The following is a 23,885-nucleotide window of genomic DNA, read 5'->3' on the forward strand; positions in this document are numbered from 1 at the left end:
GAGGAAAGAGAAAATTCTGTGCATGCGCGGCAGATCGGTTTTTTGATCTGCTGATGATGGGAAGTGTGACAGATATATAAAAGGTTAAGGTTGCCACTGGCGAAACAAAGCAGGGGCGATTAGCGCCCCTGCAGAAGATTATGGTGAGATCTTCTTCTGGTCGTTTCTATGGTTTACCCAGGCGTTAATCAGCAGCGTACCGCCGAGAATCACGCCCACCACCGTCAGCGAGATGCCGACGGGAATGTGATAGAACTCGACGATCAGCATCTTGATACCGATAAACACCAGCACAATCGCCAGGCCATATTTCAGCATCGAGAAGCGCTCCGCCACGTTAGCCAGCAGGAAGTACATGGCGCGCAGGCCGAGAATCGCGAACAGGTTTGAAGTCAGCACAATGAACGGATCGGTGGTTACCGCGAAGATGGCGGGGATGCTGTCCACGGCGAAAATCACATCGCTCAGTTCAACCATGATCAGCACCAGCAGCAGCGGCGTAGCAAACAGCACGCCGTTTTTACGGGTGAAGAACTTCTCGCCGTCCAGGCTATCGGTCATCCGCAGATGCTTGCGCAGCCAGCGCACCACCGGCTTGTCGCCAACCGTGCTGTCATCTTCCTCTTTCGCCAGCGCCATTTTCAGGCCGGTAAACAGCAGGAAGGCGCCGAAGACGTAAAGAATCCAGCTGAACTGGGTGACCAAATAGCTGCCAGCGAAGATCATGATGGTACGCAGCACAATCGCGCCCAATACGCCATAAATCAGCACGCGGCGCTGCAGGTTGGCTGGGACGGCGAAGTAGCTAAACAGCATCAGCCAGACAAAAACGTTATCCACCGCCAGCGCTTTTTCTAAAACATAGCCGGTGAGGAAAGCGAGAGTTTGCGCGGTAGCGACTTCGCGCCCGGCGGTGCCGTCGAGATACCACCAGAAGGCAGCGCTAAACAGCAATGAAACGGAGACCCAAATCAGCGACCAGACCGCTGCTTGTTTGAATGACATGGTTTGTGCGCCGCGTCGACCCTGTAATAGCAGGTCGATCGCCAGCATGATGAGCACCACGACAGCGAAGCTGCCCCAAAGTAACGGTGTGCCAACTGAGTGCATAGTCGTATCCTTTTCCAGAAATAAAAAAGCGGCTGAAGTCAGAAGACGTCAGCCGCTTTGATCGTGCTGCAAGCAAACCTCGCCTTCCGGCAAGGTCTCACTTACAACTCAGAATAGGTTCCGGGTTGCCTGACGACCGGATGCGTTTCGCATATTGCGTTGCGCATCGTAATGACGATCAATCAGCTTACAAGTTACTCCCCTTTGCAGCGCTAAACATACGGAGTTCGATAATCGCTTTCAAGAGGGCGCCAGAAATGTTTTGCAATATTTACACTTCAGCCTGATCTGCCGGGAATACCACGCCGGTCTGGCGGCGAATTTCCGTGAGCAGTTGCGCCGTAATGCGCGAGGTTTCTAAGCCCGCATGATCAACTTCACCGGCTTCCACCAATTTGGCGAAGGTTTCGGCTTCATACAGCATGGTGTTGATGTGCTGCGGCTGCGTCAGGTTTTGGCTCTCGCCGCCGCGCGGGATAAAGCGCAGTTGCTGGCATTCGGAGATCTTTTCAATTATCAGCGATCCCGCTTCGCCCTGAATCTCACTCGGTATCAGTGAATCGCTGACTTTTGAGTGCAACAGCGTGACATCAAAATCGCCGTAGCCCAGCACCACCACGCCATGCGCATCAACGCCACTTTCCAGTAGCGAAGCTTGCGCTTTGACCTGCTGCGGCGCGCCCCACAAGTTGACAGCGGCGGCGAGGCAGTAAAAGCCGATATCCATGATGGAGCCGTTCGACCAGCGAGGATTAAAGGTATTTGGATTCTCGCCATCCAGATAGCGCTGATAACGCGAGGAGTACTGGCAATAGTTGATCAGGGCTTTACGTAGTTTGCCCAATTGCGGCAGCGTTTTTTGCAGCTGCAGGAACGTCGGCAGGCTGGCGGTTTTAAAGGCTTCGAACAGCACCACCTGATGCTGGCGCGCGCAGGCAATCATCGCCTCGGCTTCACGCAGGTTAGACGCCATCGGCTTTTCGCAAATCACATGCTTGCCGTGCGACATAAACAGTATCGCCTGCTCACTGTGCAGCGCATTCGGACTGGCGATATATACCGCATCGATCTCACTGCTGGCGGCAAGTTCATCCAGTGAGGTGAAGGTCAGCTTGCAGGGATAATCCACCACAAAAGCGTCGGCCTGCTGCTGATTACGCGAATAGACGCCGCTCAGCTTCATCTTGCCGGTTTCATGCGCGGCGTCGATAAACTGGCGGGTAATCCAGTTGGTTCCCACGATGGCGAAACGAATCACGTGCTGCTCTCCTGCTAAAGTAAAACGGCAGAGTAACATGTTCATCTGAGCGCCAGGCAGGCGAAATTTGATCCTGAGATCCGCATTCCAATATGATGATGCCGCACAACTTTTTAACCGACTTAGCGGGGACGCGCGGGTGAGTGGAAGTAAACATGCTCTGAACTGGACCACATTACTGATCGCCATCCCCGTTGGATGCGTGGCCTCGCTGGTGACGCTGGCTTTTCGCGGCGTGATCGATGTCATTAACCGCCTGCTGTTCAACAGCGATAACGAAATCACCGTGGCGATGCATGTCTGGCCGTGGATCTTCTGGCCGCTGCTGGTGGGCGCGGGTGGCGTTATCGCCGGTTTTTTCCTGCGCTATGCGGTGGCGATTGAGAAACAGGAAACGGTGCAGACCGATTATCTGGAAGTTATCAACGCGCGCCTTGATGCGGTGCCGACCAAAACCTCGCTGTTCCGTGCGCTGTCATCGATTGCCAGTATCGGCAGCGGCGCGTCGATTGGTAAAGAGGGGCCGATGGTGCAGCTATCGGCGCTGAGCGGCAGTTTAATCGGGCGCTGGCTGCCCAAATCGCTCAATCTGCGCAACAGCGATATCGTGGCGATGGCCGCTGCCGCCGGGCTGTCGTCGGTGTATCACGCTCCGCTGGCGTCAGCGATATTTGTGGCGGAAATCGCATTTGGCATCTCGGCGCTGCAACGCTTGATTCCGCTGATTGTTTCGTCGGCGGTGGCGGTGATGACCATGTGGTCGCTGGGTTTTCGCAGCGCGCTTTATCCGTTATCCGAAGCGCTGTTCCAGATGGATATCAGCAGCTTGCTGATGACGTTGCTGATTGGTTTTGTCGCCGGTATCGCCGGTTGGCTGCTGATCAAACTGATTGCGCGCAGCAAGGCGCTGTTTGGCCGGGTGCGTTCGCTGCCGCTACGGCTGGGTGTGGGTGGATTAGCAGTGGGCTTTCTGGCGCTGATCTCCACCGATATTCTCGGTAACGGTTATGAAGTGATCGTCAAAATCATTGATGGCCAGTATCTGCTGATGGGTTTGCTGGGATTGCTGGTGTTAAAAACGCTGGCGACCACGCTGTCGGTGGGCTCCAACGCGGTGGGTGGGCTGTTTACCCCTTCATTATTGATCGGCGCACTGCTTGGCGTGGCGCTGGCGCAGTTGGGCGTGATGCTGCATTTACCGGTTGGCAATACCTTGCTGTATGCGGCGATCGGCATGGCGGCGGTGCTGGCGGCGGTCAGTCAGGCGCCGTTAATGGCGATGCTGATGGTGTTAGAGATGACGCTGAATAGCAGCCTGCTGTTCCCGATCATGATCGCGTCGGTGCTGGCATCGATGGTGGTCTATCGCCTGCAATCGTCCAGTACTTATCCGGTGGTGAGCAGCCATTTCAGTCGTTCCGAAGCCAAGTATGATTTCGATAACATGCGCGTCGACCAGCTGATCATTCCCGGCGCAGCGCTGCAGCCGGAAGAGTCGGTAGGGCAGGCGCTGGCGGTGAGCTCACTCAAGCGTGAACGTTATGTGTATGTGATTAATAGCGAAGGGAAATTTCTCGGCGTGGTGTCGATTCACGATATCTCACGCAAGGTATTGTCGCAGGAGATCACGCTGCATTCGCCCGTTAGTAGCGTGATGGACAATAACTTTCCCTGCATTTATCAGAATCAAAGCATGCGCGAAGGCTGGGAAGCCTTTGCCCGCGTCACGCTTGAGCGCCTGCCGGTGCTGAATAACCCGCAGGAGCGCCGTTTTATGGGCGCACTGACCAAAACCAGTTTAATTCAAAAGGCGCAGGAGTTTCTTTAAGCCGCATTGCCGCGCATCGCCTGGTCGGTCATCCACAAGCGGGCGTCAAACTCGAGCTGATGATAATCCGGTTCCATGTGGCAGCAGAGTTGGTAAAACGCTTTGTCGTGCTCTTTCTCTTTAAGGTGCGCCAGTTCGTGCACCACGATCATGCGCAAAAACGCTTCCGGTGCGAGACGGAAGAAAGTGGAGATGCGAATCTCCGCTTTGGCTTTGAGATTGCCGCCTTGCACGCGCGAAATCGCCGTGTGCAACCCCAACGCGTGCTTCATCACTTTGATCTTATTGTCCCAAATCACTTTGCTCACCGGCGGCGCGCTGCGCATGTAGCGGTTTTTCAGCGCCTGGGTGTAATCATAGAGCGCGCGGTCGCTGACGATATTGTGCGTATCGGGATAGCGTTGCTGGAGAAATGAACCTAAACGCTCATGTTCGATCAGCGTCTGAACCTGCTCGAGGATGTTTTCAGGGTAACCCTGCAGATAGATTAATGACATTGGGATTCCCGGCGAAAGACAGTATACTGCGCCCCCTTTTTAGGGCGAAAATCGCGCAAAGTGTACCACGCCGGAGATTCCATGAGCCAACTTGAACTGACCAATCGCACGCTGACGCTGCACCGCTTCCCGCCAATGCGTGAGGAAAGCCCGCTACAGGCGTGGGATTCCGCCGATGAATACCTGCTGCAGCAAGCGCTGCCTGAGGGACCGGTATTGGTGTTCAACGACAGTTTTGGTGCGCTGACCTGCGGGCTGGGCGCACGTCCTGTGTGGCACGTCAGCGATTCGCTGCTGAGCGAACAGGCGGCAAAACAGAACCTGCGTCTCAATGAGATGGATGAAGATCAGGTGCACTTTATCGATAGCCTGGCGCCACTGCCCGCCGCGCCGGCGGTGGTGATGATCAAAATTCCCAAAGCGCTGGCGCTGCTGGAGCATCAACTGCGTGCATTGCGCGAAGTGATCACGCCAGACACGCTGATTCTGGCGGCGGCGAAAGCCAAAGATATTCACAACTCTACGTTGCAGCTGTTCGAGCGCATTTTGGGCGAGAGCAAAACCTCGCTGGCGTGGAAAAAAGCGCGTCTGATTTATAGCCGCTATACCGCGCCTCAATTAGCGGATCAGCCAGCAACCACCGTTTGGCCGCTGGATGATTCTGAATACCAAATCCACAACCATGCCAACGTGTTCTCCCGCGCGTCGCTGGATGTGGGCGCACGCTTCTTTATGCAGCATCTGCCTTTTGACATTGAAGGTGAGATTCTCGATCTGGGTTGCGGTAATGGCGTGATTGGTTTGCTGGCGCTGGAGCAGAACCCGAACGCGGACGTGCTGTTTTATGACGAATCCTACATGGCGGTGGCATCAAGCAAACTGAACGTGGAAGTGAACCGTCCCCAGGATATGGAGCGCTGTCAGTTCCGCGTTAACAACGTGCTGAGTGGCTTCCCGTCCGATCGCCTGCACGCGGTGCTGTGCAATCCACCGTTCCATCAGCAGCACGCGGTGACCGATCATCTGGCGTGGCAAATGCTGCGTGATGCCAAACGCTGCCTGCAGTATGGCGGCGAGTTGCGCATCGTCGGCAACCGCCATCTCGGCTATCACGTCAAAATGAAAAAGCTGTTTGGCAACTGCGAACTGGTGGCGTCCAACGCCAAGTTCGTGGTGCTGCGTTCGGTCAAACTGCGTTAATTAGATACTTAGCGCTAGTTCAGTCGCCTGAGCAATGGCGCGGCGAGCATCCAGCTCCTGCGCCACATCTGCACCGCCAATTACCCGAACGGATTTACCTCGCGCGCTGAGCTGGTCCGCCAGCAGGCGCAGCGGTTCCTGTCCGGCACAAATCACCACGTTATCCACCGCCAGCGTTATCGCTTCGCCCTGATGACGCAGATGTAATCCGGCATCATCAATTCGCAAATACTCGACGTCGCCCCACATCTGCACGCCGTGCGCCTGCAAGCTGGCACGGTGGATCCAGCCAGTGGTTTTCGCTAAGCCTGCGCCCGGCTTGCCGGATTTGCGTTGCAGCAGCCAGATTTGCCGATCGGCGGGCTGTGGCTGTGGGGCAATCAAACCGCCGCGCGCCTGCAGGCTGCGATCGATGCCCCAGCTTTGGTAGAAATCGTCATGGCTGGCTTGATGCAGCAGAAACTCGGCGGTATCAAAACCAATACCGCCTGCGCCGATAATCGCCACGCGTTTTCCCACCGGTTTTTTATCGCGTATCACATCGAGGTAGCTCAGCACGCTGGGATGATCGATGCCAGGAATCGTCAGCTGGCGCGGCAAGATACCGGTGGCGATAACCACTTCGTCAGCGGTTTCCAGTTCGTCTGTGGTGACGCGATGTTCTGTTTTAATCGTCACGCCCGCAGCAGCAAGCTGATGACGGAAATAGCGCAGCGTTTCGCTGAATTCGGCCTTGCCGGGAATCTGTCGGGCGATATTAAACTGCCCGCCAATTTGTGTGTCGGCTTCGTACAGCGTGACCTGATGGCCGCGCTCGGCCGCCTGCAGCGCGAATGCCATGCCGGCAGGTCCCGCGCCCACCACCGCTAACTGCTTTGGCTGTTCGGTGGCGATCACCGGCATCAGCGTTTCATGGCAGGCGCGTGGATTCACCAGGCAAGAGGTGACTTTGCCGACAAAGATTTGATCGAGGCAGGCCTGATTACAGGCAATGCAGGTATTGATGGCATCAGGCTGGCCGGTTTCTGCTTTACGAACGAAAGCCGCATCGGCGAGGAAAGGGCGAGCCATCGAAACCATATCGGCGATGCCTTCACGCAGAAGTTGTTCAGCCACATCGGGATGGTTGATGCGGTTAGTGGCGATGACCGGCACTGACACGCGCTCGCGCAGATGCTGGGTGACCCAGGCAAAACCGGCGCGCGGCACGCAAGTGGCGATGGTAGGAATACGCGCTTCATGCCAGCCAATACCGCTATTAAATAGCGTAACGCCGTTCTGCTCTAGCGCTTGCGCCAGCGACAGCGTTTCCTCGAGCGAACTGCCGTTATTGACCAAATCAAGCATCGACAGGCGGAAGATGATGATGAAGTCGCTGCCGACAGCATCGCGCACCGCTTGCGTCACAGCTAACGCAAAGCGCTGACGTCGCGCCACATCGCCGCCCCAGTCATCCTCACGCTGATTGGTATGTGCCACCAAAAACTGGTTAATCAGATAACCTTCCGAACCCATAATCTCCACGCCGTCATAGCCGGCCCGCTGCGCCAGTTTGGCGCAGTGTGCGAAGTCCTGAATGGTTTGATGAATATCCGCATCGCTGAGCGCCTGCGGTGTAAAAGGATTTATCGGCGCCTGCAACGCCGAAGGGGCAACCAGGTCGCGTTGATAGCTGTAGCGGCCAGCATGCAGAATCTGCAGCGCAATTTTCCCGCCTTCTGCATGCACCGCATCGGTGATGATACGGTGCCAGTTGCACTGACTATCCTGGTTTAGGATCGCTCCGCCATGTGCCACCACGCCTTGCGGATTGGGCGCAATACCGCCGGTGACAATCAGCGCCACACCTTCGCGTGCGCGCTCAGCGTAGAAGGCAGCCAGACGTTCGGCACCTTCAGCATGTTCTTCCAATCCGGTATGCATCGACCCCATCAGGAAACGGTTTTTAAGGTGGGTGAAACCCAAATCTAGCGGGGCGAACAGATGGGCATAATGTTCAGACATGATCACATACTCAGAAAGTGGTCGGATGAGTGAACTCTAGCGGGAATTTGCAGGGAAGGAAGTGTGTGGCGTTCAGCCTGTGAGAAGCATCAAAAAAAAGCAGGGCGGTAAGTCGCAGACGAAAGTATCGGACTTCTTTCGCCAGGCACGGGAAGAAACCTACTCGCCCTGTAATAGCATGAAGAAGGGGCTAATAAATTAGCTCTGTGGTTGTTAATTCCTTTATAACTCAATCTTTTTAAAAACTGTCCAGGGTAAGGACAAGGCACATCATGCCATGTCACTACACTGTTTATCCGCAAGACTAGTCTTGATTTTTCTTTTAGCACGCACCATTACGACGTGCGAGTTCGATGATATCGACCAGGTTTTTTGACTCAAGTTTTTGGAATATTTTTGTTTTATAGGTGCTGATGGTTTTGTTATTCAATCCTAATTCACAAGCTATGGTTTTATTCGACTTTCCCTGTGCAAGTTGCCGTAAAATCAAGTTTTCACGATCTGTTAAACGCGAAAGCATATCTTGTTCGTTCACGTAACGCTGACGTTTATCCAGAATGTCACCAGGAAGATAATTTACATTGTTAGATACACAGCCAATAGCAGCGATTAGCGTTTGAATCGGATCATATGTAGATACGAATCCGTTTACTCCCTGGCTAAGTGACTGTAATGAAACAGGGTTGTTCCCACTGTGGCCAATTAGGATAACTTTCATCCAGGTCTTGGATTTAACGATATCACGCAAAAAAGCAATACCGTTTTTCTCTTTGAAGTCCGGGGCCAATATGAGTATGTCGATGTGATGATGAATAATATCATCTATGCCTTCGTTAATTGTGTGCGCAGTAGTGACACAATTAAAACCGTTCATTAATAATAAAGCCTGCACGCCGGCGGCAACCAAACGATGCTCATCAACGATGAGGATTTTTGCATTAAACATATATCTCCCTTAACGGCACCGTAATGATGACGCTGACGGCCATTATGTCCGGCAGAATAATAGGGCGAACCGAGAAATGTCTCGATAAGATTATGATTCTAGGAATCTTGCTGATTTTTCAAGCGATGTTTCTCAAATTCATCCAATGACTCGTCGACACGGTTCATCTCTTGGATAATTTGCTGAATTAACGATTGTGAATTGTGCCCTTCCTCAAGGTGCTTTTCCAGCTTGCGGCCCAATTCAACCAGAACGGTAGCATTAAGTATTGCTGCTCCTCCTTTAAGTTTATGTCCAAGCTGCGACAATGTATTGGCATCATCCGTCTGCTGAAGTGATGCCACTAATTCATCGTGACTGCTTCGTATGCTGGTGAGTAATGCCAGGCAACCTTCTCTGTCTTGTTCGGCCAATTGTGTGAAAAGCTGCGGGTAAGAGGCAATACTCGGTTCTGATGGAGTTATTGACGTCACTAGCATTTCTGGTTGTAGGGCACTGCGACGGGTACAGCGTGCAACCTGCGTCAGTAAGCTCTCTAAATTTAGCGGCTTGAAAAGACAATCGTTCATTCCCGCCTGTAAGCAGCGTTGCATGATATGCTGCTCAGCCGATGCAGTCAGGCCGAATAACATAATCGGTGTTAATTGATGATCCTGCTCGTATTGCCGTAGCGCCTCAGTGAACTGAAAACCGTTCATACCGGGCATATTGCAGTCAGTAATGATAAGATCGAAGCGTAACGGATCCTGTTGCCATAATGTCAGTGCTTCAGCTGCACTTTCACTCACCATGACTTGATGTCCGGCCAGTTCCAGCTGTTTGCCGAGCAGCAATCGATTGGGGGCGTGATCGTCAATGATCATCACCGAGAGCTTGTCTGACATCAGCGGCTGCGACAAATGAGGTTGTGTTTGATCCTGAGGTTCACCCGGCAAGGCACGGAAGTAAAAAGAGAATACCGCGCCCTCACCCGGCGAACTTTCTACAATTAACTCACCATCCAGTAAATGTGCCAGATTACGACAGATGCTTAGTCCTAATCCGGTGCCAATCTGCTGCTGCTGGCGATCGCCGACCTGTACAAAAGGTTCGAAAATGGCGTGCTGTTGATCTTCCGTCATGCCACAGCCTTGATCGCTAACTTCAATCACGAATTCGCAACCCTCCTCCTCTTGCGCGATGCCCTGCATGAGGACAACCGTAACAGTGCCGTTGTCGGAAAACTTAATGGCGTTGCTTATTAGATTAGAAAGGATTTGATTAAGCATTAATGGGTCCGTTTTCACCCAGTAAGCGGCAATATCCATTTCTATCCGCAATTCAAGGCCCTTAATCTCTGCTTTATTACGAAAAAGCGTGACTGCTTGATCAAGTACATCAGGAAGATAGATTGTTTCTAATGTTGGCTGATAAAGGCCGGATTCGATTTTCGACAGATCGAGAATATCGCCAATCAATGACAGCAGTGCGCGTGCTGAGTTATAGGCGACGCGGATATTCTCTGATAGCGAATCCGGTGGTTGTAAGCGAGTTTCTAATTCCAACAAGCCAATCATAGCGTGTAGTGGCGTGCGGATCTCATGGCTCATGCTGGCAAGAAATTCACTTTTGGAGCGGTTGGCTTTATCAGCCACATCTTTGGCGAGCTGTAACTCCTGCAACAGCGCATTGCGTTCAGTGACATCCAGCCAGCCTCCGATAACGCCTGCGACATCACCGTGCCGATCGCGAAACGGCAGCGTCCAGTGATAAAGCTGGAATGAAAGCTGATCAAAGTCCATATGGATGTCGCGTATGACGGCTTCGCCATCCAGTAACGTTTTCTGATAGCCATCTTCAATACTATGAATATTGGCGTTATTGCCTGTCAAAACGTCCGAAAGTCGTTTTCCGATGACCTCTTCGCGCCGGAAATTCATAAAATTCAGGTAGGCATTGTTGCAATCCACCAGCCGGGTTTGTTTGTCGCGAATATACATAGCAACGGGCGAATCATTAAACAGCGTATGGGTGAAATTGAGCTGATTTTTGAGCGCGTTTTCGGCCTGAATACGCTGTTGAATGACCTTACGCAGATGGCGGTTCCACAACAGAATCAGTGCTATCAAACCGGTTGAAACTGATACGATCAGCAAGATAATTTGTTTGTAGTTCTGCCAGGAAGCACTTAAAAACGGCATATCTGACTGACGCCACTGCGCCAGTAATTTGAACATCGTTTCCGGCGGAATTGCGATTAATGCTTTATTAATGATGCTAACCAGCATTTCATTACCGGGCTCTACGCGCATCACAAAGCGTGCCGGCTCGGCACCCAAAGTCGTTTCGACAATAAAGTCATCTGTATAATGGTTGTGGAGCAAGTTATCCGCAAAGATTTTTGGCAGCACTACCGCATCAATTTCTTGCGTCTGCAAAGCGCGTAAGGCCTGTAAAGGGTCATCGACGTAGGAGAGATTCAGATGGGGATAATGCAGCAGCATCCAATCTTTCATTTGCCTATTGTTGAGCATGAGAGCAGAACCAAACGGGAAAGTATTCCGAGCCATAATATTGCGGGGGCGCTTATGGCGAATAATAACCCAGTGTGAAACTAGCCAGGATCGGGTGACCAACTGAGGAGGAATTTCATGGGTAAGCATCTCTAGTGCATACAGATGTGGAGAATGCTTATCGGCTTGATTACGGCTACTTTCTTCCTGAACTTCTGGATTGAAGGTGATGCCACTTAGGTTGGCAATAAGATCTAAGACGTCAATGATCATGCCGCGAAAGGGCATACCCCCGCTGCGACTGCTGAGTGGCGCGAGGGTTTGCGGTAGTGCGGTATTGATAAGTGGGTGTTCCTGTAGCCACTTCTCCTCTTCATGCGAGAGTGCTAGCGGATTACGTTGCAGCACATGGTACGTATCAAGCTGCCAGCGCTTCGCTATTTGCATTCGAATAGAGAGCGGAATTTGTGTTAGGGCAAGATTGATCGCATCGGCAAGTTGTGGATAACGCGGACTAATGCCAAAGCTAACATTCATCGCGAGAGAGTGATCATCTTTCGTGATTTCCAGCGCATTTGCGAACATAAAGCGATTGAGGTGCATAAGTGTGGCGGCGCTGCCCCAAACTCGCTCTGATTGACCAAAAACTGTCGCCGCGACAGCATCGTAGTAACCGGGAAAGCGAACCAAAACATCACTCTTATAAATCTCTTCCAAATGCGCACGCAGCAGTGCTGAACCTGACCAGGCCATACGATTAGGTCCATCATGATTGAGTTCATTGCGCTCTTCAGGATTAAAACCTATCGCTGCGTAATCCAGCATCCAGGGTTCGCTGGCGATCAATGATTGCGGCTCTGCGAGTGAGGGTTGATCCACATAGATCGCTAATAGATGCATTTCTCCGCTGGTTAAGGCTTCCAGGGCCGCGCTGTGGCTGGCGTAATAATGGATTTCTACCGTGGTATCCAGCATATTTTGAATTAGAGAGAGATAATCCGCACTTACGCCTTCGAATCGCCGCGTATCCATATCCATAAAAAAAGGCGGTTGTGGTTTCCCAGCTACAGCAACTTTGAGTACGTGATTACGAAACTCTGAAGTAATAGGCTCAGCCAGTTGCAAAGCAGGTTGAGCAGTATCATATCGCGCCAGTAATTGCAGTTTTTTCTCTGATGCTATTAATGAACATGAAAATAAAGCCAAAAAAAATACAGCTAACAAGCGAAAGGTATTAAGGTTGATTAGCACGCAGCCTTCTTAAAATATTCATTAATGTCAATCAGGACTATCGAGTATAAGGATATTGTTATCTTTCGCTCGCTCTATTCTTTTGCTGAGAATATTTTGCGACCATTCTCAAATATTTGATTTTTAGTGAAAGAGTGTCTGTGAAGGTGGTGTTACGATATGGCTATAATTAATTAGTAAATTCAGTTAGTTATATTGCTCATTTTCTTTCAAGACAATTCTTATGTGGTCTTGTTAAGGAGTTAAGTCAGACTTTTCCCACTTTTACGTGAGCAGGCAAGTAAAAATTTATCACGATAAAATATAAACCTAAAGAGGCATATAAAAATGGCCGCTGTTAGGGTGACTCTATCAATTTAAAATTCTGATGTTGTGAATGCTACTCTTTCACGACTGCTGTAATCGATACCATTTATTTATTGAAGCAGTTGTGGTGGTCAGAATTGGACAAAGTTAATGCTGTAATAAAGGAATAAATAAATGGTATATGCACATAATAAACAAGTGCGTGTGGCTGTCCTTGATGATCACCCAATGGTCCGTACCGTTTTCGAGTTGTGTTTAAAACATGAGTCCGATATTCATTTGGTGGGAACCTGGGCTTCAAGTAATGAATTATTTAATCAGCTAAGGAGTACCGTGGTTGATGTGCTGGTACTGGATTTCCTGCTGGGCGAGCGTGAACTGGATGGTTTGGCGTTGGTGAAGCAACTGCGTAATCACTATCCGCAGCAAAAAATTCTGATCTCTTCTTCAATGGAGAGTCCTGCCATCGTCAAAATGGTGCTGAGCGCGGGTGTAAAAGGCTTTATTGGTAAGAGCCACAACATGCAAGAGATCACACACGCTATTCGTCAGGTGGCACAAGGACGTTTGTTCCTGTCAAAAGAAGTCGCCTATGAAGTGGAAAATCTCTATGTCATGAGTGAAGAGTCACTGGATGAAAGCCTTGATTTCAGCAGCAAAGGCAACATGTATGAGAAGGTGAAAACCCTCAGCCCGCGCGAAGTGGAAGTGGTGCGTTGTTTTCTCGATGGTTTAAGCGTGTCGCAAATTGCCGTGAAGTTTAAGCGCAGCCGTAAAACGGTGAGCGGACAGAAACAATCGGCGCTGAAAAAACTCGGTTTGCGCTCCGATTCTGAGCTGTTCAAATACAGCCACGACCTGATGTCAGGCTATTAATTTTCTTCACAGGCGGCCACATACGGCCGCCAGTAGCCTCCTCTGCATTGCATACTTCACGTTCCAGGTAACACCTTTCCGTAACATGTCTTTAGGTGATCTTCATCACAGTTTAAAGCTGCGTAACCCGGTCTGATGGCGCCCATTGCTACAGCACTTATGGGGACGTTATGAATATCGAAACGCAATCCGGCATGATCACTGGAAAAAAACAAGTCAGCGTTGCACAGCAGCAGGTGAAATGGGACGGCAAAGGTACGTTGGTGCGCATCACGCGTGGCGGCATTTGTGGCTCCGATCTGCATTACTATCAGGAAGGTAAGGTCGGCAGTTTTGAGATCAAAATGCCGATGATTCTTGGCCATGAAGTGATTGGCTACGTGGTTGAGAGCGATGACCCGAATCTCAAACCCGAGCAAAAAATCGCGGTAAATCCCTCAAAGCCCTGCGGCACCTGCAAATATTGCCAGCGCGATCAGGAAAATCAGTGCACCACCATGCGTTTCTTCGGCAGCGCCATGTATGTGCCGCACGTTGATGGCGGTTTTACTCAATATAAAGTGGTCGATAGCGCGCAATGTGTGCCGTTCCCGCAGGATGCCGACGAAACGGTCATGGTATTTGCTGAGCCGCTGGCGGTTTGCATTCACGCCACGCAGCAGGCGGGCGATCTCACTGGCAAGCACGTGTTCATTTCGGGCGTGGGTCCGATTGGCTGCCTGATTGCGGCGGCGGCAAAAGCGCGTGGCGCCGCCTCCATTGTGTGCAGCGATATCAGCGAGCGTTCACTGGAGATGGCGCAGCAAATGGGCGCAACCGACGTGATTCATGCCGCAGAGGGCGATTTCGCGCCATACCTCGCCGACAAAGGCTATTTCGATGTGGCGTTTGAAGCCTCTGGTCATCCTTCTTCGCTGCAGCGCTGCCTTGATGTGGTGTGCGCCAAAGGCACGCTGGTGCAGGTTGGTATGGGCGGCACCATCCCCAATTTCCCAATCATGGCGCTGATTGCCAAAGAGATAAATCTGGTCGGTTCCTTCCGCTTTACCCATGAATTCAACACCGCCGTCGAATGGCTAGCTACTGGCGTGGTGAATCCGTTGCCGCTGTTCAGTGGTGAGTTCGCCTTGCAGGATATTGATGCCGCGCTGCAGTTTGCCGGCGATAAAACCCGTGCCGCTAAAGTTCAGTTAACTTTTTAAGGAGCAGTGATGAGCCAGTTATTTTCTCTCGAAGGCAAGCGTGTGCTGCTGACCGGTTCGGCGCGTGGTATTGGGTTTTTGCTGGCGCGTGGCTTAGCGGAAGCCGGTGCCGAAGTGATTGTCAACGCCACCACGCTCGAAGGGGCAGAGAAGGGCGCCGCGCATCTGCGTGAGTTGGGCTTACGCGCGCACGCCAAAGCGTTTGATGTCACCCAATCGGCGCAGGTTAAGCAGGCGGTGGATGAGATTGAAGCGGAGTGGGGCGCGATTGATGTGCTGGTAAATAATGCCGGCATTCAGCGCCGCCGACCTTTCCTGGAATTCCCGGAGCAGGACTGGAATGACGTCATTGCGGTAAACCAGACCGCCGTATTCCTGGTTTCGCAAACCGTGGCGAAAAAAATGGTTGAGCGTCAGCAGGGCAAAATCATCAATATCGGTTCGATGCAGAGCGAATTAGGGCGCGACACCATCACGCCTTACGCGGCCTCCAAAGGCGCGGTGACTATGCTGACGCGCGGCATGTGCGTGGAGCTGGCGCGTCACAATATTCAGGTCAACGCCATTGCGCCGGGCTATTTCGTCACTGAGATGACCCAGGCGCTGGCAGACGATCCTGCCTTTACCGGCTGGCTCACCAAGCGTACGCCAGCCGCACGCTGGGGCAAGCCGGAAGAGCTGATTGGTGCGGCTGTATTCCTCGCTTCCGGTGCATCGAACTTTGTTAACGGGCATCTGCTGTTCGTTGACGGTGGCATGCGCGTCGCCGTGTGATATCTGGACGCGGCTGGCGTTATCGTCGGGCCGCGCCTAAACCTTAATCACCCCTCTGTATTCCTAAGGATAATAAAAAATGCCAATAACCATCATTGTGCTGGGTGTGATACTGCTGCTGGTGTTGATGATTGTATTTAAGGTCAATGGTTTCATTGCGTTGGTGTTTGTCTCGGCGGTGGTCGGTATCGCTGAAGGCATGACGCCGCTGAATGTGATGGCCTCGATCCAGAAAGGTATCGGCTCCACGTTAGGCGGATTAGCGATGATCCTCGGCTTCGGTGCCATGCTGGGGCGGCTGGTTTCCGATACCGGTGCCGCACAACGCGTTGCCACTACGCTGATCGCCGCGTTTGGTAAAGAGCGGCTGCAATGGGCGCTGGTGGTGACCGGATTGATTGTCGGGCTGGCGATGTTCTACGAAGTCGGTTTCGTGCTGCTGCTGCCGCTGGTGTTCACTATCGTGGCAGCTGCCGGTCTGCCGCTGCTGTACGTCGGCGTGCCGATGGTCGCCGCGCTCTCGGTCACGCACTGCTTCCTGCCGCCACATCCGGGCCCAACGGCGATTGCCACCATCTTTGGTGCCAATCTCGGTACAACGTTGCTCTACGGTATGATCATCACCATTCCAACGGTGATTATTGCCGGACCGGTTTTCTCGAAGTTCCTCAAAAGCTTTGAGAAGTCACCGCCGGAAGGGCTGTATAACCCAAAAATCTTCACGGAAGAGGAGATGCCGGGCTTTGGTATCAGTATCTTTGCCGCAGTGATTCCCGTGGTACTGATGGCGATTGCCGCCGTCTTCGAATTGACCACGCCGAAAGAGAACGCGCTGCGTCAGTTCTTTGAATTCATCGGCAATCCAGCGGTAGCGCTGTTTATCGCGGTAGTAATCGCCGTGCTGACGTTGGGGCTGCGCAATGGCCGTAAGATGGAAGAAGTGATGGATATGTGCGGCGAATCGATTGCCGCCATCGCCATGATCATCTTTATCATCGCAGGCGGCGGTGCGTTCAAACAAGTGCTGGTGGACAGCGGCGTGGGTAACTATATCGCCGATATGATGAAGGGATCGTCTCTTTCACCGCTGCTGATGTGCTGGACGGTGGCGGCAATGCTGCGCGTGGCGCTGGGTTCGGCCACGGTGGCCGCCATCACCACCGCCGGTATTGTGACGCCGATTATCGCGGCCACGCACGCCGATCCGGCCTTGATGGTGCTGGCGGTGGGTTCCGGCAGCGTGATCGCTTCACACGTTAACGATCCCGGCTTCTGGCTGTTCAAAGGCTACTTCAACCTGAGCGTGGTGGAAACCCTGAAAACCTGGACGGTGATGGAAACGCTGATCTCGATTCTCGGTTTAGCCGGCGTACTGGCGCTCAATGCGATAATTCACTGATCGACAAGGCTTCACAAGGATGTGAAGCCCTCAAACACGCGTGCGGATCCACGAGAAACGTGACTGATAGCCGCTGTCAAAATGGGTGTTGTAGCGATAGCTGGAACCCGATTCCGCCATGCAGTAAGTACAAACGTTTAGCATCTCAATATGTTCCGCCACTATTCCCCGCTGTAACAACAAGCGCCGCGCCAGATTAGGCAAATCAAACCAGATTCCATCTTGCTGAGCCCGCGCCTGCGGACGGATCGCTTGTGCGTTATGCGGCTGCTGAGTGAAGTAGGGTAACGGCGGAAGATCGTCACGATCCTGCATCTGTGTCACCAGATCGTTACCCAACTCATAGCAGCACGGCCCGATCGCCGGACCGATGGCCACACACAGCGTTGCACGGCTGGCGCCGCGTTCCAGCAGACGATCAATCGCGTTGTTCAACACGCCACCGAGTGTGCCTTTTAATCCGGCGTGCACCGCCGCCACTTGCTGTTGTTGCGGGTCGGCAAATAACACCGGCAGACAATCGGCGGTATATACCGCGACCGGCAGATGATCTTCGCCAATCAAACCATCTGATTCGCAACGCTTAGGCGGGATGTTTTGATTAGCCAGCAGCACATTGGCGCTGTGACGCTGTTGGCCGTAAGCGGCATTGACTGGAACGGGCTGGCCCGCCGGTTGAAACGCGTATTCCAGCCAGGAAAACGCATCCAATAGTCTCGAGCGTGGACCGCTGTGCGGGTGCTGTGCCATAAGTGTCTCCTCTCACCAAACGGCTGCTTTCTGCTGCCCACAGCTTACGTTAACTGCTACATTTTTAAAGCTTTACAAAAACTGACCCTAATCACTTAAGGATGAAATGATGAAGAAAACCACTTTGCTGGCGGCGTCCGGCTTAATCGCGTTGGCGTTGACCGGTTGCGCGCAACCTGCCAAACAGCAGGCTCAGCAGCAGCTCGGTCAGCAATCGGTACTGGCAGTGAACTGGTTCCAGCAATCCGGCGAATATCAGGCATTGAGCTGGCAGGCGTTTAACAGCGCGCGCATGGCTTTTGATCAGGCGCCATCGCTGGCGGGTAAACCGAAAGCGGTTATCGTCGATTTGGATGAAACCATGATTGATAACAGCGCCTATAGCGCGTGGCAGGCAAAAAATGGCCAGCCCTTCTCCGGTAAAACCTGGTCAGCGTGGACGCAGGCGCGTCAGGCCACCGCCGTGCCGGGCGCAGTGGAGTTTGCTAACTACGTCAACAGCCACGGCGGCACCATGTTCTATATCTCCAACCGCGATCAAAAAGACTATGCCGCAACCGTGGAGAACCTGAATAAGCTGGGCTTCAGCGGCGTGAGCGAGAAAACGGTGCGCCTGAGCACCGGCAATTCCAACAAGCAAGAGCGCTTCGATGCGGTGAAAAACGCGGGTTACAACGTGGTGCTGTATGTGGGCGACAACCTGAATGACTTTGGCGGTTCAACCTGGCATCAGGGAAATGCGCAGCGTCAGCAGTTCGTGAGCCTCAACCATCAGCGTTTTGGCACCCAATTCATCGTGTTACCAAACCCGCTGTATGGCGACTGGGAAAGTGGCATGGCAGAAAACTACAACAAACTAACGCCTGAACAGCAATTGCAGGTGCGTGAAGCGCGTATGAAAGCGTGGAACGGTAAATAGTTCGTCAGGTGAAATAGCGTCTGCGTTGGCAGGCGCATTCATATCCTCTTCAGGTCCAGTGATATTTACACTTCTGAGTAACTATTATTCTCCTCACTGTTTTCCTGATCTCTTACTTTATTTGATGAGAATGAACAGTGAATTATATTGTCTTGCTCGCAAAAGGGCAGTGAATAACGCTAATCATAAATTTTACAATTAGGAATCTTCTCAGCTCAAAAGGCTTAATTCTTATCGCCACTTGAAAGGCATAGCATTATTACGTGTATTTTTTTGTAATTGCATCACGAATATTATATTTAAAGATGCCCTTATTTAACTGTTAATAATCATTTTTATCGTTTTCGCTCAATGCTTGCCCACTTGCATAAACTTACCAAATTAATATGTTTACTGAAGTTTTGTTTACAAAAAGACGCATTTTGTCGACGTCAAAAATATTCCTGATGCAACACTATGCTTAAGCGTCTATAAACAATTTCTGTGAGGAAGTTCTGCTTTCATCCTCAATTGTTCTCCATAGCCGCGTTTAATGACGTCGCTATTTAGCTGAAAGCGATATTTATAAACGTTGAGAGAAGATTATTGTGACGACCCTGAAACCCTTATTAGCGATAAATCGCAGTCTGGCTATGCAGCGCCGCGCGCGGTTAATTCAGCAATCTGCAGAGGAATCAACGCCATGAATTTAAGCACGCTTCGTCAGGATATTCCGGCTGGTTTAGTGGTGTTTCTGGTCGCGCTGCCGCTCTGTCTTGGCATCGCGCAGGCAAGTGGATTGCCCCCCTTTGCTGGTCTGCTAACCGGTGTGATTGGCGGTTTGCTGGTTACTGCGCTCAGCCCGTCGCGCTTTGCCGTCAGCGGTCCAGCGGCGGGTTTGGTGACGATTGTGGTCGCATCGATCGCCACGCTAGGAAGCTTTTCCGCCTTTCTCACCGCGCTGATTCTGGCGGGTGCGTTGCAGTGCCTGTTTGGCTTACTGCGTGCCGGACGCTTTATCGCGCTGGTGCCGAGCAGCGTGATTAAAGGCATGCTGGCGGCGATTGGTATTCTGCTGATTATGCAGCAAATTTCGGTCGCATTCGGCGCGGCGGGCGATGTCGAGCTGCTGTCGTTGGTTAACGGGGAGTTTCAATTTTCGCGCAGTGCGATGCTGGTTGCTGTCGCGGGATTATTGATTCTCTGGCTATGGACCACACCGCTGATTAAATCGTTTAAAGCGCTAAGCTGGATGCCCGGCCCGCTGGTGGCGGTGCTGGTGGGCTGTGCCGCCACAGTGTTTGGCGATCGTCTGTTCCCGGCGCTGGCAGAAGGCTTACCGCGCATCACGCTACCTGCGTTTGATAGCATGTCGGCGCTGGTGGCGGAGCTGGAAACGCCAGACTGGCAAGCGTGGCAAAACCCTGCTGTGTGGATGGTGGCGATAACGCTGGCGCTGGTCGCGAGCCTTGAAACGCTGCTCAGCCAGGAAGCGCTGAAGAAACTGCGTCCGCAAAATCCTGCACCTTCACCCAACAAAGAGATGTTTGCGCAGGGCATTGGTAACCTGACGGCTGGTTTCCTTGGCGCGATGCCGATTACTGCGGTGATCGTGCGCAGCTCGGTGAATGTGAGCGTTGGCGCGCAAACTAAGCTGTCGATTCTAATCCATGGTGTGCTGCTATTAATTTGCGGCCTGTGGTTCAGTAATCTGCTCAACGCGATTCCCCTTGCCAGCCTCGCGGCGGTGCTGCTCTATACCGGTTATAAGCTGGCTACACCGCGCCTGTTCATTGAGCAGATACGCATGGGGCCGCAGCAATATGTGCCATTCCTTGCCACCATCGGCGGGATTATCGTGTTTGGCATGCTGGCCGGCATTGGAATTGGCATCGCTACCCAAATTCTCTACAGCATCTATAAAAGCCATCGCAACGCCTTGCAGCTCACGCGTCATGACGGTCACTACGTTTTACGCCTCAAGCAAAATCTGACCTTTATGCACAATCCGAAACTGCAGGGATTGCTGGCGGAAATTCCGGAAAATAGCGTGGTCGTTGTGGATAACGATAACGCCGAGTATATGGATCCGGACGTTAAGGCGGTGCTAAAAGACTTTGGTGAAAACGCGCGTGAACGTGGCATTCGTCTGAATCAGTGGCCTGTTGTGGTGAAATAGCAATAAGTCTGCGCTGGAATAGTGGTTTTAAAATGAAAAATCGGATATCTCGGATAGCCGATTTTTTTATTTACAAGGCATAATTGCCGCAAGTTTTATCCTTTTTCTCTAGCGTTTCCACAATGCCATTTGGCCCGACACTGCTGTTTATGGCAGGTTGAGCGCCGCCCAGCCGCAGAGTAGGATGACGAACACTTGCTTAATTACCGAATCATCGCACGGTTATTTCCGGTTTAATGCTTGCTGATGCCTATGGCTGATGGCGGCACTTTCCAGGTTACAGGGTTCAGACGTATGCGCGTTATGCTGTTTGAAGAGAATAATTTTAAAAAGAATGCTCTCACGCTGTTCTTCATTACGCTGTTTTTCTGCTTTATCGGCAGCCATTTACGCATTCCCGAAGAGTTCTCTCTGTTTTGGCCGGTGAATGCACTGGTGGCGGGACTGATCGTGCGGAATCCGTTTTTGCACACCACCTCCAGTTATCTGGTGTGTTTTAGTGCGATGGTTTTTAACGACACGGTATTTTCCGGCTGGGCGCTGCCGGCGTTTACCGTCAATTTTGCTAATATTCTGTTTATCCTCGTCGCGGTCAGCATGCTGATCAAACATTTGCAGCGTCCTTCCGCTAACAGTCAGGTATTTAATGCGATGCGCATTTTTCCCGCCTGTTTTCTTGGCGCGGCGGCGTGTGCGACCTGGGGCGCATGGGCGCAGGATATCGATTTCAATGCGCGCTTTATCGTGGCGTGGGGCGACTGGTTCAGCGAACAGTTCTCCACTTCGCTGATGCTGCTGCCGGTAATGTTGGCACGCCCGCTGCGCACGGTTTCACCGCGCACCTTGCTGCATCCCGGCAAACTGCTGCCACTGGCGGCGGTCATCCTGTCGCTGATCGTTGGAGCATTAATTGGCGGGGCAGGCAGCCTGACATTCCCGGTTCCTGCCCTGATCTGGTGCGCTATCGTGTTGCCGATTCCGTTGACCAGTTTGGTGATCCTGATAACCGGTATCACCGAGATTGTGCTGGTGTCGCACGGCGTCATGAATATTCAGGGTGACGATGCGCTGCTGCCGATTAGCCATCTCACTTCGGCACGCCTTGGCGTTGCTACCGTTGCGCTCAGTCCATTGCTTGTGGCGGTGAGCATGGATGCCATCCGCCAGCTGAATCATCGCCTTGCTTTGCGCGCTAATTTTGATTTCCTCACCCAGTTGCTGTCGCGTTCCGGTCTGTATGAAAGTCTGAGAAATGAACCTTTTTCGTTACAGCGGGAAGCCGGCGTAGTGATGCTCGATGTCGACTATTTCAAAGCCATTAACGACAACTTCGGTCACGATGCCGGTGATTGCGTGCTTGAAGAGATTGCGCGGCGCATTCAGCGTGTGGTTGGTAACCGTGGCATGGTGTGTCGATTTGGTGGTGAAGAGTTTGTGGTGGTGGTGTTCGATTGTAGCCACAGCCAGCTCTATCAACTGGCTGAAACAGTGCGCCAGGCGATGGTCAAAGAGAAGTTCTGGATTCAGGGCAACACGGTAACGGTCACCGCCAGTTTAGGCCTGGCGCGCGGCAGTGCGCAGAGCGAACGTGAGTGGCCTGGCGTAATTAATCGTTTAGTGTCAGCGGCGGATAAGAATCTCTATCTCTCCAAACGCAATGGACGAAATCAAACCTCACCGGCGATGGAACCGCGCAGCATGATGAATGACGTGGCCTGAGCCACGTCCGCCTTTTACACGCGGCTGGTCTGTTGATGACGCTGCTGTGCCAGCTCGATCAGACGGGAAATCAGGTCGCTGTAGCTTAAGCCCGCAGCCTGCCATAACTTCGGATACATGCTGATGTTGGTGAAGCCTGGCAGGGTATTCACTTCATTGACAATGATCTCGCCGCTTTCCGTCAGGAACACGTCAACACGCGCCATACCAAAACACTCCAACGCCTGAAACGCGGTAATCGCCACCTGACGTATTGCCTCGCTGGCTTCATCGCTGATCGCTGCTGGCACCACCACTTGAGCGCCGCTTTCGCTGATGTATTTGGTGTCGTAGGAGTAAAAGGCATCGTGGACGACCACTTCGCCGCATGGGCTGGCTTCTGGCGTATCGTTGCCGAGCACAGCACACTCAATCTCGCGTCCTTTGATCCCTTGCTCGATCAACACTTTGCGATCGAACGTAAAGGCCAGATCCAGTGCGACATCGAACGCTTCAACGCTGTCGACTTTGCTCACGCCGACGGATGATCCCTGGTTAGCCGGTTTGATAAACAGCGGCAGACCAAAGCGCGCAATCACGGCCTCAGCGTTAATATTCGCGCGCTGTGCCTGCGTTACGCTCAGCCAGGGAGCGACGCTCAGACCAGCATCACGTAACAGGCGCTTGGTGAAATCTTTGTCCATGCTGACTGCAGAACCGAGCACGTCAGAACCGACAAACGGCAGATTCGCCATGCGCAATAAGCCCTGCAGCGAACCATCTTCACCCAGCGTGCCGTGCACGATAGGGAAAATAACATCCAGTTGTGATAGCGGCTGCGCCTGCTGACGGGTAATCACCTGCTGGGAAGAACTTCCTGGTACCAGCGCGATATTTTCACCTGAACGATTAAGGGCAATCAGCTTCGGATTCTCAGCGTTGAGCAAGAATCCCGATGCATCATTGAGATGCCATTCACCCTGTTTATCGATCCCCAGTAACACCACGTCATACTTACTCTTGTCGATGGCTTCGAGGATGTTTTTGGCTGATTGTAATGACACTTCATGCTCGGCTGATTTGCCGCCAAACACGATCCCTACACGCTGTTTTACCATTGCTATTTGTCCGATTGCGATAAAGCGAGCCAGTAAGATAACATGCCCAGGACAGCCATCAACAGCCCTGCTTTTTCCTGCATAACACACTGTAAAACA

At 52.3% G+C, this 23,885-nt stretch carries 17 protein-coding genes; 9 read left to right on the top strand and 8 right to left on the bottom strand.

Going from position 1 to position 23,885, the window contains the following annotated elements; genetic code table 11:
- Positions 1–138 precede the first annotated feature (138 nt).
- The gene (locus tag PanJK_RS08075; RefSeq protein ID WP_008103489.1) at positions 139–1,110 is read right to left on the bottom strand and encodes a TerC family protein; all 972 of its coding nucleotides are present in this window, start codon (positions 1,108–1,110) and stop codon (positions 139–141) included.
- Positions 1,111–1,381: 271 nt separating this feature from the next.
- Positions 1,382–2,368: a Gfo/Idh/MocA family protein gene (locus PanJK_RS08080; protein ID WP_265299468.1), complete on the bottom strand. Its 987-nt coding sequence runs from the start codon at positions 2,366–2,368 to the stop codon at positions 1,382–1,384.
- Between the two features lie 139 nt (positions 2,369–2,507).
- Here PanJK_RS08080 and PanJK_RS08085 point away from each other — a divergent pair, with 139 nt between their 5' ends.
- Positions 2,508–4,196 carry a chloride channel protein gene (locus PanJK_RS08085; protein WP_265298763.1) on the top strand — a complete coding sequence of 563 codons (1,689 nt, stop codon included), beginning with the start codon at positions 2,508–2,510 and terminating at the stop codon, positions 4,194–4,196.
- Here the strand turns inward: PanJK_RS08085 and PanJK_RS08090 are convergent.
- On the bottom strand, positions 4,193–4,693 hold the full coding sequence (locus tag PanJK_RS08090; protein WP_008103482.1) for a M48 family metallopeptidase: 501 nt from the start codon (positions 4,691–4,693) through the stop codon (positions 4,193–4,195). The two genes, PanJK_RS08085 and PanJK_RS08090, sit on opposite strands and share 4 nt — an antisense overlap.
- 81 nt (positions 4,694–4,774) lie before the next feature.
- Here PanJK_RS08090 and rlmG point away from each other — a divergent pair, with 81 nt between their 5' ends.
- Positions 4,775–5,893: a 23S rRNA (guanine(1835)-N(2))-methyltransferase RlmG gene (rlmG, locus tag PanJK_RS08095; RefSeq protein WP_256697544.1), complete on the top strand. Its 1,119-nt coding sequence runs from the start codon at positions 4,775–4,777 to the stop codon at positions 5,891–5,893.
- Here rlmG and PanJK_RS08100 read toward each other — a convergent pair whose 3' ends face one another.
- From PanJK_RS08100 to PanJK_RS08110, 3 genes are all read right to left on the bottom strand, one after another.
- Positions 5,894–7,897 carry an NADPH-dependent 2,4-dienoyl-CoA reductase gene (locus tag PanJK_RS08100; protein ID WP_265298767.1) on the bottom strand — a complete coding sequence of 668 codons (2,004 nt, stop codon included), beginning with the start codon at positions 7,895–7,897 and terminating at the stop codon, positions 5,894–5,896.
- A gap of 322 nt (positions 7,898–8,219) precedes the next feature.
- Entirely contained in the window at positions 8,220–8,843 is a 624-nt protein-coding gene (locus PanJK_RS08105) for a response regulator transcription factor (RefSeq protein WP_256697541.1), read from the bottom strand.
- A 98-nt stretch (positions 8,844–8,941) separates the two neighbouring features.
- Entirely contained in the window at positions 8,942–12,586 is a 3,645-nt protein-coding gene (locus PanJK_RS08110) for an ATP-binding protein (RefSeq protein WP_265298770.1), read from the bottom strand.
- 480 nt (positions 12,587–13,066) lie between these two features.
- On the opposite strand from PanJK_RS08110, the gene PanJK_RS08115 reads away from it, so the two are divergent.
- The 4 genes from PanJK_RS08115 to PanJK_RS08130 all read left to right on the top strand — a co-directional run bounded on the left by PanJK_RS08115 (position 13,067) and on the right by PanJK_RS08130 (position 17,143).
- Complete coding sequence (locus tag PanJK_RS08115) at positions 13,067–13,768, top strand: response regulator transcription factor (RefSeq protein ID WP_256697538.1); 702 nt, start codon at positions 13,067–13,069, stop codon at positions 13,766–13,768.
- A gap of 170 nt (positions 13,769–13,938) precedes the next feature.
- A complete protein-coding gene (gene idnD, locus PanJK_RS08120; protein WP_265298772.1) occupies positions 13,939–14,970 on the top strand; it encodes an L-idonate 5-dehydrogenase in 1,032 nt (343 codons plus the stop codon).
- Between the two features lie 9 nt (positions 14,971–14,979).
- Positions 14,980–15,744 (top strand): gluconate 5-dehydrogenase, encoded by a 765-nt coding sequence (gene idnO, locus PanJK_RS08125; RefSeq protein WP_265298774.1) that lies wholly within the window; start codon positions 14,980–14,982, stop codon positions 15,742–15,744.
- A gap of 79 nt (positions 15,745–15,823) precedes the next feature.
- Positions 15,824–17,143: a gluconate:H+ symporter gene (locus tag PanJK_RS08130; RefSeq protein WP_008103467.1), complete on the top strand. Its 1,320-nt coding sequence runs from the start codon at positions 15,824–15,826 to the stop codon at positions 17,141–17,143.
- 30 nt (positions 17,144–17,173) lie between these two features.
- Here the strand turns inward: PanJK_RS08130 and PanJK_RS08135 are convergent, their stop codons facing one another.
- Positions 17,174–17,893, bottom strand: coding sequence for a polyphenol oxidase family protein (locus PanJK_RS08135; protein WP_265298776.1), 720 nt, complete (start codon positions 17,891–17,893; stop codon positions 17,174–17,176).
- Between the two features lie 109 nt (positions 17,894–18,002).
- Between PanJK_RS08135 and PanJK_RS08140 the strand changes: the two genes are divergently transcribed.
- The 3 genes from PanJK_RS08140 (at position 18,003) to PanJK_RS08150 (ending at position 22,689) form a co-directional block, all read left to right on the top strand.
- Complete coding sequence (locus PanJK_RS08140; RefSeq protein WP_256698452.1) at positions 18,003–18,812, top strand: 5'-nucleotidase, lipoprotein e(P4) family; 810 nt, start codon at positions 18,003–18,005, stop codon at positions 18,810–18,812.
- Between the two features lie 682 nt (positions 18,813–19,494).
- A complete protein-coding gene (locus tag PanJK_RS08145; protein ID WP_265298777.1) occupies positions 19,495–20,970 on the top strand; it encodes a SulP family inorganic anion transporter in 1,476 nt (491 codons plus the stop codon).
- Between the two features lie 294 nt (positions 20,971–21,264).
- Positions 21,265–22,689, top strand: coding sequence for a sensor domain-containing diguanylate cyclase (locus PanJK_RS08150; RefSeq protein ID WP_265298778.1), 1,425 nt, complete (start codon positions 21,265–21,267; stop codon positions 22,687–22,689).
- Between the two features lie 14 nt (positions 22,690–22,703).
- On the opposite strand, the gene ddlA is transcribed toward PanJK_RS08150, so the two are convergent.
- Positions 22,704–23,786, bottom strand: coding sequence for a D-alanine--D-alanine ligase (ddlA, locus tag PanJK_RS08155; RefSeq protein WP_265298779.1), 1,083 nt, complete (start codon positions 23,784–23,786; stop codon positions 22,704–22,706).
- Positions 23,787–23,885 lie beyond the last annotated feature (99 nt).

The sequence above is a fragment of the Pantoea sp. JK genome (genome assembly GCF_026130245.1).
In the GTDB taxonomy this organism is placed as follows: domain Bacteria; phylum Pseudomonadota; class Gammaproteobacteria; order Enterobacterales; family Enterobacteriaceae; genus Pantoea; species Pantoea trifolii.